The organism is Dethiothermospora halolimnae (assembly GCF_037577855.1).
Taxonomy (GTDB): Bacteria; Bacillota; Clostridia; order Tissierellales; family VENL01; genus Dethiothermospora; species Dethiothermospora halolimnae.
The window spans coordinates 46,848-60,349 of the sequence record NZ_JBAKFX010000012.1 but is presented as its reverse complement, the minus strand read 5'-3'; the positions used below and the strand labels follow the sequence as shown (position 1 = coordinate 60,349).

15 protein-coding genes and 1 riboswitch are annotated in these 13,502 nt (G+C 29.5%); all 15 genes read left to right on the top strand.

Annotated features, from left to right (window positions below; translation table 11 throughout):
- Positions 1 to 56: 56 nt before the first annotated feature.
- The 15 genes from V6137_RS07145 (at position 57) to V6137_RS07075 (ending at position 13,419) form a co-directional block, all read left to right on the top strand.
- Positions 57 to 545, top strand: coding sequence for a GNAT family N-acetyltransferase (locus V6137_RS07145; protein WP_425447214.1), 489 nt, complete (start codon positions 57 to 59; stop codon positions 543 to 545).
- A gap of 109 nt (positions 546 to 654) precedes the next feature.
- Positions 655 to 1,014 (top strand): VOC family protein, encoded by a 360-nt coding sequence (locus V6137_RS07140; protein WP_425447213.1) that lies wholly within the window; start codon positions 655 to 657, stop codon positions 1,012 to 1,014.
- Between the two features lie 97 nt (positions 1,015 to 1,111).
- On the top strand, positions 1,112 to 1,534 hold the full coding sequence (locus tag V6137_RS07135; RefSeq protein ID WP_425447212.1) for an NUDIX hydrolase: 423 nt from the start codon (positions 1,112 to 1,114) through the stop codon (positions 1,532 to 1,534).
- A gap of 100 nt (positions 1,535 to 1,634) precedes the next feature.
- On the top strand, positions 1,635 to 1,883 hold the full coding sequence (locus V6137_RS07130) for a TIGR04076 family protein (RefSeq protein WP_425447211.1): 249 nt from the start codon (positions 1,635 to 1,637) through the stop codon (positions 1,881 to 1,883).
- A gap of 13 nt (positions 1,884 to 1,896) precedes the next feature.
- Positions 1,897 to 2,661: a hypothetical protein gene (locus V6137_RS07125; RefSeq protein ID WP_425447210.1), complete on the top strand. Its 765-nt coding sequence runs from the start codon at positions 1,897 to 1,899 to the stop codon at positions 2,659 to 2,661.
- A 72-nt stretch (positions 2,662 to 2,733) separates the two neighbouring features.
- The gene (locus V6137_RS07120) at positions 2,734 to 3,234 is read left to right on the top strand and encodes a GNAT family N-acetyltransferase (RefSeq protein WP_425447209.1); all 501 of its coding nucleotides are present in this window, start codon (positions 2,734 to 2,736) and stop codon (positions 3,232 to 3,234) included.
- A gap of 15 nt (positions 3,235 to 3,249) precedes the next feature.
- Positions 3,250 to 4,062 (top strand): VanZ family protein, encoded by an 813-nt coding sequence (locus V6137_RS07115; protein WP_425447208.1) that lies wholly within the window; start codon positions 3,250 to 3,252, stop codon positions 4,060 to 4,062.
- Positions 4,063 to 4,086: 24 nt separating this feature from the next.
- Complete coding sequence (locus tag V6137_RS07110; RefSeq protein ID WP_425447207.1) at positions 4,087 to 4,341, top strand: DUF6199 family natural product biosynthesis protein; 255 nt, start codon at positions 4,087 to 4,089, stop codon at positions 4,339 to 4,341.
- A 113-nt stretch (positions 4,342 to 4,454) separates the two neighbouring features.
- Positions 4,455 to 6,410: a transporter substrate-binding domain-containing protein gene (locus V6137_RS07105; RefSeq protein WP_425447206.1), complete on the top strand. Its 1,956-nt coding sequence runs from the start codon at positions 4,455 to 4,457 to the stop codon at positions 6,408 to 6,410.
- Positions 6,411 to 6,422: 12 nt separating this feature from the next.
- The gene (locus V6137_RS07100; protein WP_425447205.1) at positions 6,423 to 7,775 is read left to right on the top strand and encodes a sigma-54-dependent transcriptional regulator; all 1,353 of its coding nucleotides are present in this window, start codon (positions 6,423 to 6,425) and stop codon (positions 7,773 to 7,775) included.
- Positions 7,776 to 7,921: 146 nt separating this feature from the next.
- On the top strand, positions 7,922 to 8,083 hold the full coding sequence (locus V6137_RS07095) for a hypothetical protein (RefSeq protein ID WP_425447204.1): 162 nt from the start codon (positions 7,922 to 7,924) through the stop codon (positions 8,081 to 8,083).
- Positions 8,084 to 8,101: 18 nt separating this feature from the next.
- Positions 8,102 to 9,571, top strand: a complete 1,470-nt coding sequence (locus tag V6137_RS07090; protein ID WP_425447203.1) for a YjiH family protein — start codon at positions 8,102 to 8,104, stop codon at positions 9,569 to 9,571.
- Positions 9,572 to 9,682: 111 nt separating this feature from the next.
- A riboswitch (Fluoride riboswitch) is annotated at positions 9,683 to 9,747 on the top strand.
- Positions 9,748 to 10,020: 273 nt separating this feature from the next.
- Complete coding sequence (locus V6137_RS07085; RefSeq protein WP_425447202.1) at positions 10,021 to 11,199, top strand: cation:proton antiporter domain-containing protein; 1,179 nt, start codon at positions 10,021 to 10,023, stop codon at positions 11,197 to 11,199.
- Between the two features lie 127 nt (positions 11,200 to 11,326).
- Positions 11,327 to 12,400: a KamA family radical SAM protein gene (locus V6137_RS07080; RefSeq protein WP_425447201.1), complete on the top strand. Its 1,074-nt coding sequence runs from the start codon at positions 11,327 to 11,329 to the stop codon at positions 12,398 to 12,400.
- 65 nt (positions 12,401 to 12,465) lie between these two features.
- A complete protein-coding gene (locus tag V6137_RS07075) occupies positions 12,466 to 13,419 on the top strand; it encodes an NAD-dependent epimerase/dehydratase family protein (RefSeq protein ID WP_425447200.1) in 954 nt (317 codons plus the stop codon).
- The last annotated feature ends 83 nt before the right edge of the window (positions 13,420 to 13,502 follow it).

Sequence of the window (13,502 nt, the reverse complement as noted above, 5' to 3'; positions counted from 1 at the left end):
TTCTCCTAAAAAAATAAAAGTAATAAAAAAATATTTAGATGGGATGGAATTTAAATATGAATCATAATATAAGACCTATGGGACAAAAAGAGGCAATAGTGATATCAAGTTGGAAATACGGAGGAATATATTCCATATATGATATGGATGGAAGTGAAGAAGATATTACAGAGTTGTTAGATGGCTCATACTATGTAGTTAAGAATGAAAAACTAGAAATTGTTGGATATTTTTGTTTTGGAGAAAGTGCCCAAGTTCTAGCGGGAAATAAATACAATGTATACTTTGACACAGAAATGATAGATATAGGTTTGGGAATGAACCCTGGTTTTGCTGGACAAGGTATGGGGATAGAATTTTTAAATAAAGGTATAGAATTTGCCAAGGAAAAATTTTTAATATCAAAATTTCGATTGACAGTGGCAAAATTTAATAAAAGGGCTATTAAGACCTATGAAAAAGTAGGGTTTAAAGAAGTTAATAGATTTGAAAGACAACAAGGAAATGAAATTATGGAATTTATGGTAATGGAGTATCGATGTTAAAAAGAGTATATATAGATTTAAAGATAGGGTAGGTCAAATGTGACTTTCTTTTAAATTGAAAGTATATTTTAGACCTCGCAACAGATTTATTATATTAGGGGGGATCAAGATGGATTTTGAGATAAAAATAAATTCTTTATATATTTGTGTTAAGGATATGGAGAGAGCTATAACTTTTTATGAAAATCTTTTTTCACAACAAGTAGATGAAAAAAGTGATGTTTTTAGTGTTTTTGATTTGCAAGGTTTTAGGTTTTGTTTGTTTAATAATAATGAAGTTGGTGAAAAGGTTACTTACGGTGATAACTGCCTACCTAGTTTTGAAGTTAATAATATGGATAAATTAATTTCTAAATTAAAAGAATTAGATGCTCAATTAGTTTTTCCATTGACTAAAATTAAGGATAATTGGGTTTTAGAGTTTAGAGATAGCGAAGACAATGATATAGAAGTATACTGTAAAATTTAAAAATATTGTTTTGTTCTATAAAATTATAGAAATATTTACAATTAGGTCTAAAAATGATTTAATAAGTATAATGATGTATACTGAAAGGAATGATTAAATGATTTCTGTAAATTTTTATGATTTAAAGGAAATTCAAGAAAATAAATTAAAGTATGTAGTTATTGTTGCTAAATATAAAGATAAGTGGATAATGGTGAAACATAAAAAACGTAAAACATGGGAAGTACCTGGGGGACATATAGAAGATGGTGAAGGAGTAGAAGAAGCTGCTAAAAGGGAGTTATTTGAAGAAACGGGGGCGAAAGAAGTTCAGTTAAAGGCTATAAGCATATATTCAGTTTGTAGAACTGGAGAAAATGAAAGCTTTGGACAACTTTATTTTGGACAAGTTAATAAAATAGAACAATTACCTGAATCAGAAATTGGAGAAGTAAAGTTATTTGATAAATTGCCAAAGGATTTAACCTATCCTTCAATTCAACCTAAATTATATAAAAAAGTATTGGAGTATTTAGAATAAAGTAGATAGAACAAAGGTGCTGTTGGCACTTCTTTGTTCCGTGCAGGGGGAAAGGTGCAGAGAGCAAGGATTTGGTGAAATTTAAGAGGGGGAAAATATTATGCCTAAGGTTAAATTAACAATTTTAGAGAGTAAGTGTAGGGCTAACTATCATAAAGCAGGAGATATTCATATTGTTGGAGATGTCTGCCCTCCTATATGTCATGAGTTATGGCAATGTATATATCCAAACATATATACGTTATTAAATAATGGGGACTTAGATTATGGTACTAGTAGGAAAAAAAGGTTTGAAGCTCTATGTCCAGATAATGGTAGGGTTTTAATTAGGGGAGAAGTGACGGAATAAAAGGAGAGAGACCATGAAAAAGGAAGAAAAAAATATAATCATATTTATTATTATTCTTATTGTTGCTTTTGGTGGATATGACATTTATAAAAGTAATGAGAATAAATTTAGGATAAATACATATATTGAGGACTTTAATGGGAAAGAAATATTTAAAAGTGTAACTGATAAGTATGGTATTGAAAACACAAGTATCAAATATAAAAAATCTTTTCTACTTCAAACTACCTTTGATGGGAAAATAGATTTTATGGACATAATCAGTTATATAAATAAAGATAAAGTAAAAAAATCTTTTTATTATAATATAAAAGAGTTGTTTAACAGAGATAAAAAGAACTATTATGTTTATAGTTTACTCAAAGTAAATCATCCCAAAGATCTTATAGTTTTAGAAGAAAGGATAAATGTTGAGTCTTTTGAGGGACAGGACTTTGAAGTTGGTCTTTATCAGTTATTAGAAGCATTGGAGAGGATGCCTTGGGAGAAAATTTTTAGTTTATTGAAAGAAAATTATGAGTTTAATATATTTGATAAGGAATATAGGAACTTTAGAATAGTAAATGTTTACAATAAAGAAGAAATGATTCCATTTGAAGAGGGGAATGTATATTTTTTAGTAGATAAGTTAGGGAATATTGAGGAAATAAAAGAGAGAGGGAAGTTCGAAGGCAAAACTAAAATTATTGAGTTTAAAACTTCCTTTTCTAGAAGTAGTATGTATGGAGCATCTAGTAAAGTTATTATTTTAGTAGAAACCAGTGAGTTAAAACAATAGTAATCTTTTCACAATAATTAAAAAAGAGCTTGAAGAAAGAAGTATAGTTTAGTAAAAAGAGGAGAAATAACAATGATAGACAATATTATTCAACCAAATATTTTAAAAATAGAAGAGGGTTTAAGGTTAAGGAAATCTAATGAAAATGAATGGAACTGTGCTTTACCGTGGTACAAAAATTCAGAGGTATTATACTATTCAGAGGGCATTACCGATAAAACATATGATATGGAAACAATAAAAAGAATGTATAGCTATTTAAGTAATATCGGTGAGCTATATTTTATAGAAGCCTTAAAAAGCAATGAGTGGATTCCTATAGGAGATGTAACATTGTCACAGAGGACTATGCCCATAGTATTAGGAGATAGCAACTACTGGGGAAGGGGTATTGGCAAAAAAGTAATAAAAAAACTATTAGAGAGAGCCAAAAATATTGGTTTATCAACTATTAAATTAAAAGGAATATATAAATATAATGAAAGGTCAAAGAATTTATTTAAATCTGTAGGGTTTTATAAAGTATCAGAAGATAATAGGGAAGAGTACTATGAGATAAAATTAAATTTTTAGAAAAGGGTGCGAAGATTGATTAGAAATATATATATAAATAAAATATTATATATTCCCATTGGAATAATCCTATTATTTATAAACTTTTTTATTATTGAAAAATTAGATTTGTATATGGGGATATTTATTATATTAGTCTTAGATTTTATTGTTGGAATGGCAGTTTATAAAAAAACTGAAGATACTATAAATAATCTAATCATAACCATATTATCCAGTATAGTTTATGTGGTGTATATTGTATATACATCTATTTTTTTGTCTGATACATATATGAGCTATGAAGTGATAATTATTTTTTTAGTAAGCTTTTTTAGTATTAATTTATTTTGCTTTATGAAGAAATATATAAAGGGAAAAAAGCTAAACATAAGTGGTTACTTAAAATATCTATGTATTTACTTTGTTGTAGCTTACTTTATCTTAATGTCTAATGCTTTATTTTTTTATGGTAGAGGTCAAATGTCTGTTAGAGAAATCAATATGATTCCCTTTAGAACTATCTCCCAATATTTATCAAACACAATAGACGTAGGTATTAATATAGTAGTAATTAATATACTAGGAAATATAGTACTATTTATACCTATTGGATTTGTAGTGGGGATCCTATTAAAGAAAAGATATATGAATATATTAGTTTTAATAATCTTACCTGTATTAATAGAAGTGATTCAATATATAACTGGCACTGGAATAAGTGATATTGATGACTTTATTTTAAATTTTACTGGAGAATTAATAGGTTTGATAGTATTATTAGGGATTGAGAAGTTATATAGAAGAAAACATAAGATAAATATAGGATATATGTTTTCAATAAAATGATTTTGCTTGTAAGGGGGAATAAACTTGCTAATTAAAATTTTTATAATAATAGTTTTTATGGCTTTTGCTGTTCCCATATGTTTATTAAGTATATACACTTTAAAGCATCCTGAGGAAATGTTTAGAATGTCAGAACAATGGAGATATAAGGATAGGGATGTTGAGCCCAGTGAATTTATGATTGATATGATGAAGTTTGGTAGTGTTTTTACGATTATACTGGTAATTATATTTTTTATAATTATGATTTTAGACCTTTCTAGGATTGACAGCTGGTAATGATAAATATTATATGAAATTTTGTAGAAATATACCAAGATATAAGTTGAAGAAATATCTATAATTTGTATTAGGAGTTAAAAAATTTAGTTTTAAGTAAGGGGCTGGATCACTTGAAAGATATAAACAAAGTTATTTTAATTATACTAATATTATTTTTGTCCAAGCCCTCTTTTGCTGAAGACAAAGATATAATAACAATAGGGGGAGATAGAAACTATCCTCCCTATGAGTTTGTTGATGAGAATGGAGATTATAGAGGATTTAATGTAGATATTATGAGAGCTTTAGCTATAGAAATGGGTATAGATATAAGGTTTAAACCTATGGATTGGCAACAGGCTTTAAAAGCTTTAGAAAGTGGAGATATAGATGCAATACAGGGAATGAGTTATAATAAAGTTAGGAATGAAAAGTATGAGTTCTCTGATAAATATTTGGAAAACTCTCTTATATATTTTGTAAGAAAGGAAGCTCCTTTTGTATTTGATATAAGTGATTTGGAAGGAAAAAAAGTTGCTATACAAAGAAATGATTTAGCAGAACATGTTGTATCTGAAGTGGATAATGTTGATATATTATTGTTTTCAGACCTAGAAGGGGCCTTACAAAAGCTTATGAATAATGAAGTTGACATTGTTTTAGGGAGTAAATTAGTAGGTTCCCATATAATAAGGAAAAAAGATCTTATAGATGATATAAAAATGGTGGGATATGAGTTTAATCAAACTCCTTATTGTATTGCTTTTAAAAATGGGAATTATAAATTAAGAAATAAATTTAATAATGCATTAAAGGAACTAAAAGAAGATGGAGTGTATGAAAAGATATATGAAAAGTGGTTTGGAGAAAAAGAAGTAATCAAACTACAAGATTTTAAATATGCAATATATATTCTATCAGCAGTATTTATAGCTATTTTAGCCATATTTTTAATTATATATAGAATTAATAAGATACTTAAAAAAGAAGTGGAAAAAAGAACTAAAGAATTAAATGTAAAAAATATAGAACTTGAAAGGAAACAAAAGATAATAGAAGATAATTATAGGTTTAAAAAGCAGGTTTTGGATAATCTTGGTATAGGTCTCATAACATTTGATAAAGATGGATGCTTAACTACTATAAATAGAAGGTGTGAAGAGCTTATAGGAATAGGTAAGGACTTGATTGGAAGTAAATATTCAAAAGGGAATTCACATAAATATTTTGATATAGATAAGATAGAAAGTTGTATAAATGATGGTAAGAAATATAGACTTAGTGAAAAAACTTTTGTAGATAATCATGAAGAAATAACTTTTTCCTATACTCTATGGCCATTATATGGGGACAATGATCATATGGGGGCGGTACTTACCTTTAGGGACATAACGGATGTTATTGTATACGAAAAAAAGTTAAACCAAAAAGATAAGATGCAGTCCATAGGTAGGTTGGTATCGGGGATAGCCCATGAGATAAGAAACCCCCTTACAGCAATTAAAACATATATAGATTTATTACCTATGAAATATGATAATGAGAAATTTAGAAAAAAGATAACTAATCAGGTGCCAAAGGAAATAGATAGATTAAATAGTTTGCTTACAGAACTCTTGGATTATTCTAAACCTAAAAGAATGAAGATGGAAAATATAGGGTTGAAGTATTTGATAGAGGGAATAAAAGAATTGTTTGTAGGAGAATTAAGTCGGAAGGATATAAAGTTCACTTATAGTATAGATGATATAAGTATTTACGGATATAAACAACAAATGAAACAAATACTAATAAATTTACTTATAAATAGTGCTGAAGCTATAGGAAGTGGGGGAGAGATAAAATTAGAGGCAAAACAAAGGGATAACTTAGTTATGATAACTATACAAGACAATGGAAAAGGAATAGAAGAAAAGGATGTAAAGAATATATTTGACCCTTTTTATACAACTAAATCAAATGGGACAGGCTTAGGTTTATTTATATCTTATAAATATATAAAAGAAAACAATGGGGAAATAAAAATACATAGTAAAAAGGGACAAGGTACAAAAATAGATTTAGTATTTAAAAAAAAATTTAGTTAGGAGGAATCTATATTGGAAAAAATTCTTATAATTGATGACGAAAAATCCATATGTGATTCCCTTACGTTTGCTCTTGAAGATGATTATGAAGTTATATCTACACAGGACCCAAATGAGGTTAAGGATATATTAGAGATAAATAATATAGATGTGGTATTGTTAGACCTTAAAATAGGCAGTGTAAGCGGTATAGATGTATTGAAAGAAATAAAAAGTATAGATGAAGAGATACAAGTTATAATAATAACGGCATTTGGAAGCATAGAGTCATCGGTTAAGGCTATAAAGGAAGGAGCCAGTCATTATGTAACTAAACCAATAGATGTGGAGGAGCTCTTTGTATTTATAAAAAAGGCTTTAGAACATAAAAGGATAAGTGGTTCTTTAAAAAATTTAAAACAAGTTGTGGATAGAGATTATGGAGTAGAGGGGATAATTGGTAAATCCGAGGCCCTTTATTCGGTTTTAAAACAAGTAAATAAGATAAAAGACTTAGATACTACTGTATTGATAACAGGTGAAAGCGGAACGGGAAAAGACTTAATAGCTAAGGCTTTACACTTTAATAGCAAAAGAAAAGATGAAAATCTAGAAATAATAAACTGTGCCGCTATACCTGGAGACTTATTGGAAAGTGAATTATTTGGATACGAAAAAGGAGCTTTCACTGGTGCCAACAAAAAGAAATTAGGTAAAATCCAATTGGCTCATAAAGGTACTTTATTTTTAGATGAAATAGGAGAGATGGACCTTCAACTTCAATCTAAAATACTGAGGGTAGTAGAGGATATGACTGTTACTCCAGTTGGAGGAGAAAAAGGCGTAAAGGTTGATATTAGAATAATAGCAGCCACAAACAAGAACCTAGAAGAAGAGGTTCAAAAAGGTAATTTTAGAGAAGATTTATATTATAGATTAAATGTAATAACATTAAAACTCCCATCACTTAGGGAAAGGGTAGAGGATATTCCGTTGCTTATAAATTACTTTTTAAATATACATAATAAAAAGTTAAAGAAGAGTATTAAAGGACTAGATAAAAAGGCAATAAAAGAACTTAAAAACTACAAATTTCCTGGAAACATCAGAGAATTGGAAAATCTTGTGGAAAGGTTAGTAGCCCTTTCTGATGAAGAATATATAGGTTTAGATGATATTCCAGAAAAATATAAGGGGAATACTCCTTTAGTGAATAGTGATGAAAATATTATAATTAAATTAGGAGCTACATTTAAAGAGATAGAACAAATATCCATCGAAAATACATTGAAATATTTTAATGGGAATAAAAGAAGAACAGCGGAGTGTCTAGGGATAAGTGAACGGAGTCTTCATTATAAACTTAAGGAATATGGTAAAAAATAGTCTGCAAAATTTGCAAGTGTGCAAATTTTGCAGACTATTTTTTATTATGGGGAAGGGTATATTGGACTTTTGCTTAATAGGGGTAGTATTTTTCTATTTGAGAAAGATAGTAAGTTGGGGGATTACGAATCCCCCAACAACGGGAAGTGGACTTAGGGGATTACGAATCCCTCAACAACAGAAAAATGGACAAAGGAGATTCGATAATAGTTGATAAAAGGGATGCTTATATTTACGAAATCATAGAAATTTCAAAAATCAAAGACTTTTGGCATGGCCTTTGCAGTATAAATAATCAAACAAAATAAAAAGAAGGAGGCATAAAAATGGAAGCTATTAATCTAAGTACACAAAAAGATATTAATGTAGAAGAACTTGATTTAAATGACTCAAAGGTCATGGATTCCATTAAGCTTAATAAAACTGATTATATGAGGGGATTAACATTATCGGTTTTATTTACAGCAATAGCTATTTTAGTTTTCTTTATTCCTTTTACTATCAATGGAGAGTCAGGTCAAATTTTATTTGGTGTTATCTACAACGGTATTATCAAAATTTTAGGTAATTTTGGACTTTGGTTAGTAACACTAGTAGTTGCCGGTAATGGTATATTAAGTTTTTATGGTAAATTTAAAGCTAAAGAAGGTAGTAAGTTGCATGAATATTATTCAGGAGACTCAATAATACATCCTGTTTTATATTTATTAGGTGGTATTTTTGCAGTTATGTATTCCCTTAATGCAACCCTAGGGCTACCAATGCCAGAAATAATAATAGGGGCTAAAACAGGAGGAATGGTTATACCTCCCATAGTTGTTGGCGTTGCATGGATCATACCGGTGGGAGCGTTCTTTATTCCATTTTTAACCGAGTATGGTTGTATAGACTTCTTTGGAGTTATATTAGAACCCCTTATGAGACCCCTTTTTAAGACTCCAGGAAAAAGTGCAGTTGATGCGGTAGCATCATTTGTTGGGTCATCATCAATGGCGGTAATAATAACAAGCAGAATGTATAAATCAAGTGCTTATACAGAAAAAGAATCCAGTATAGTTTCAACATGTTTTAGTGCTGTAAGTGTTGGATACGCGGTATTAGTAATAAGTACTGCAGGATTAAAGGAACATTTTTTAAAAGTATATTTTTCTTCCTTTGCATTAGCATTTATTATAGCCATAATAGTATCAAGAATTCCACCTATTTCAAGAAAAAGGGATTTATATTATAATGGCAAGACTCAAACAAAAGGAGAAATTAAAAAAGAAGCTAAATTAGAACTTAATCCAAGAATACTTAAAAGAGGTGTAGATAGAGCAGTAAAAAGAGCTTATACATCGGGAAATATTCTTTATAAGATAAAGGATAGTTTACTTGGTGGAATAGTTGTGGTACCTAAGGTAATAACTTTATTATGTTCAATAGGTATAATAGGTATGATTTTGGCCCAATATACTCCATTTTTCGATATGCTAGGTCTAATCTTTTTACCGTTTGTAAAGTTATTAGGAGTTCCAGACGCAGCTGCCATAGCACCAGCTATACCAGCAGGTATAACAGAGATGTTTTTACCAGTATTAGTTATATCAGAACAAGTGGATTTATTACATGAAGGAGCTAGATATTTTGTATCAGCGGTATCTATGGTTCAAATAATATTTTTAGCAGAAACAGTGGTTGTTATAATGACTACGGGAATACCCCTTAAGTTTAGGGAATTGATTATTATATTTTTCCAGAGAACATTTATTGCAATGCCCTTTGCAGCACTGTTTATGCATATATTCTTTATGTAGCATATAACTTTTTATACATTAATTTTAGTAGCTTCGAATTCATCCTCCGGTATAAAAAAATTAATACAAAATCTAAAAAATATGATATAATAAATAAAGATTTTATTAAAAAATTAAAAAGGCGATGGAGTTCGCCATTAAATATTGCAAAGGCAATTGATGACTCCTATTTGAGATATAAGCTATATTATATATCGAATAGGAGTTTTTTGTTTTTGGTAAGTTAGGTCTTGCATAGCAAGACCTAAGGGTCTCAATATATTGAGACCCTACAATTGAGGTTTATATTGAATAGGAAATTAAATTTAAAGATCTATGGTTTGAAAAAACAAACCGACATAAAATCCCTAGTAAGCCAAACACTAATAAACACAACCAAAACTAAAAAACACCCCCGACTATTAACTATTAACTGTTAACTATTAACTAAAAAAAGAGGAGTGATAATCATGGCATTAAGTTTAGGAATTATTATTATTTTAGGAATTATAGCCAGCAGTATCTTTAAAAAAATGAAGTTACCAGGACTTCTAGGTATGTTAATATTAGGAATTACTATTGGACCTTATGGATTTAATATTATTAGTGAGGATATGTTAAATATATCTCCAGATTTAAGAAAAATAGCATTAATTATAATTTTATTAAGGGCAGGTTTAGGAATTAAAAAAGATACTCTCAAAAAAGTTGGTATTCCTGCAATAAAAATGAGTTTTTTACCAGGGCTATTAGAAGGATTTACAATTTTATTTTTATCCAGTTACATATTTGAAATATCTAAAATAGAGGCTGGAATGTTGGCATTTATAGTAGCAGCAGTATCTCCAGCTGTTGTTGTCCCTCAAATGCTTAATTTTATTGATAGAAGATTAGGTCATAAAAAGGGCATACCTACATTGATTTTGGCAGGGGCATCAATAGATGATGTTGTGGCAATAACATTATTTACAACGTTTTTAGGTTTATATGGAGGAAATATAAATGTTACTACTAAATTACTGGGAATACCAATATCAATAGTACTGGGGATTTTAATAGGGGTAATAATTGCAATCATTATCCTAAAGATTTTTAAAAACTTTAATATGGTTGACACGAAAAAAGTACTTATCTTAATGGGAGTAGCTATTCTTTTCACAAGCTTGGAAGATTATTTGAAAGATATAGTACCAATGGCCAGTTTACTTGGAGTAATGACCATTGGCTTTGTTTTATTAGAGAAAAATGAAAATGTAGCTACTAAATTATCTAGTAAATTTAATAAAATATGGGTTCTTGCAGAAATTATACTTTTTGTTTTAGTGGGGGCTCAGGTAAATATTTATGTTGCAATAGATTCAGGTGCCCTTGGATTACTTATTATTGCAGTGGGTTTAATAGCTAGAACAATAGGGGTTTTAATTTCAGTAGCAGGCACAAATCTAAACTGGAAAGAAAGAATATTTTGTGTAATATCATATATTCCAAAGGCTACAGTACAAGCAGCCATAGGAGCAGTACCATTAACTGCAGGAGTACAGGCGGGAGAATTAATACTTGCAATTGCAGTTTTATCTATTATAATAACTGCACCATTGGGGGCAATTGGAATAAAACTTACAGGGGAGAGTTGGCTCGAAGTGGATTAGCGAATTGACATAAAAGGAAAAAAAGGAATTTTAAGCCTTATATAGAAATAATAATATAAGAGGCAGAAAATAATATTCATATATATTTTCTGTCTTTTTAAATATTAATTAATAAAGGAGAGGTTAGATGGATTCATGGAAAGAACAATTGGAAGATGCTGTTAACACATTAGAGAGGCTTGAGGAGTTTATTAATGTAACCGAAGATGAAAGGAAAGCTATTAAAACACTTGATACAAAATGGGGGACAACACCTTATTTTGCCTCTTTAATGGATACTGATGATCCAAATTGTCCTATCCGGAAACAAGTAGTACCTTCACTTAAGGAAAAAGAAAATGTATACGGTATTGAAGATTATTTGATATGGAAAGAGAATAGAGATAATGAGGAAGAAAGACCAGATACCATTGCAAGACAATATCATGATAGGGTAGCTTTTACTGTTCTTGATCAATGTGGAATATATTGTCGCCATTGTTTTAGAAAAGAGGTGGTTGTAAATCATGATATTAATTTAAGATTTGATGTAGATGAAGGATTAGAATGGATTAAAGAACACGAAGAAGTGAGGGATGTTCTAGTTACAGGGGGAGATCCATTATTATTACCAAATGAAAAATTAGAATATATAATTACTAAATTGAGAGAGATTCCCCATGTAGAGATGATAAGAATAGGGAGTAGAACTCCAATAGTATTGCCCCAAAGAATAGATGAAGGTCTTTTAGAGGTGTTAGGGGGCTATCATGAAGTGCCTATTTGGATTAATACCCAATGTAATCATTCAAAAGAAATTACAGAAGAAACTTCTAAAGCAGTATATAGACTTTTATCCAGTGGAGTAAATGTAGGAAATCAAGCGGTGTTATTAAAAGGAATAAATGATGATGTAGAAACCTTTAGAGAGCTACATCAGAAACTTTTAGCTACTCGCATAAGGCCTTATTATTTATTTTATTGTGAACCTGCACCAGGGATTGATCATTTTAGAACTCCTGTAGAAAGGGGAGCAGAACTTATTAGAGATGGATTAAGGGGACATACAACAGGGTTAGCACAGCCTATGTATGTAATAGCAACAAATGTAGGGAAAATACCCCTTATGCCCGATTATTACATTATAGATAAAGACGATAAAGAGTACAAACTTAGAAATCATAGGGGTGAATATACAACACTTCCTAATATCCCAGAATAAATATAATCAAAATGTCCCCTTTTTACATATATTAATAATATATATGTTTAAAAGGGGGCATTTTTATGATTTTAGTTACAGGAGCTGCGGGTTTTTTAGGTAGTAATATATGTGAAACACTATTAAATAAAGGTTATAAAGTATTGGGGGTAGACTGTTTTTATAATAATTATTCAGAAGAAATAAAAAGATTCAATTTGAGATATTGTAAGGGGAATCCAGACTTCACTTTTTTAGAAAATAATATTCTAAATCCAGATATAAGTAAACTTATCGAAGGATTAAATATTAAGGCAATAATTCATCTGGCGGACATTCCGGGAGTTACTACGTGTAGTGAAATTAATTTTGATGAATATATAAAATATAATATAACATCTACCCAACGCTTACTTGAGGCTATTAAAAACAAAGGAATAAAGAAGTTGATATATGCATCCTCATCCACAGTATATGGGGACGGAGGAGAAGTTTCAATGTCAGAATTACAGAACACGAAACCTATATCTCTTTATGGGGTTACAAAACTTGCAGGAGAAAAACTATGTCATTACTACGGAAAAATATATGATATGGACATAGATATACTTAGACTTTTTACAGTATATGGGCCAAGACAAAGACCAGATATGGCCTTTCATCACTTTATAAAAAATATTTTACTAGATAAAGAAATAAAAGTATACGGCGATGGAGAGCAGAAAAGGGATTTTGTATATGTTGATGACATTTGTAAAGTTATATTAGAGATTGTAGATCAAGATGTAAAGGAAGAAATACTTAATATAGGAAAAGGACAAACTTTAACTGTCAATAATTCAATTAAAATAATAGAAGAGGTGTTAAATAAAAAAGCAAAAATAAACTATATTGAACCAGTGGAAGAAGAGCAATTAATAACCCATGCCAATGTAAAGAAATTAGATGAAATAATAAAATTAGATAAGAAAACCGATATATATAAGGGGATAAAAAATGAGGTAAATTATATCAAAAAACTTTATAAAATTACTCAATAAAAATTAAATATATAGATTCATTGTATGGACTGGGCATGCCTAGTCCAGTTTTTATGGAACAAATCCCTGCTCTCTGTTCCTTG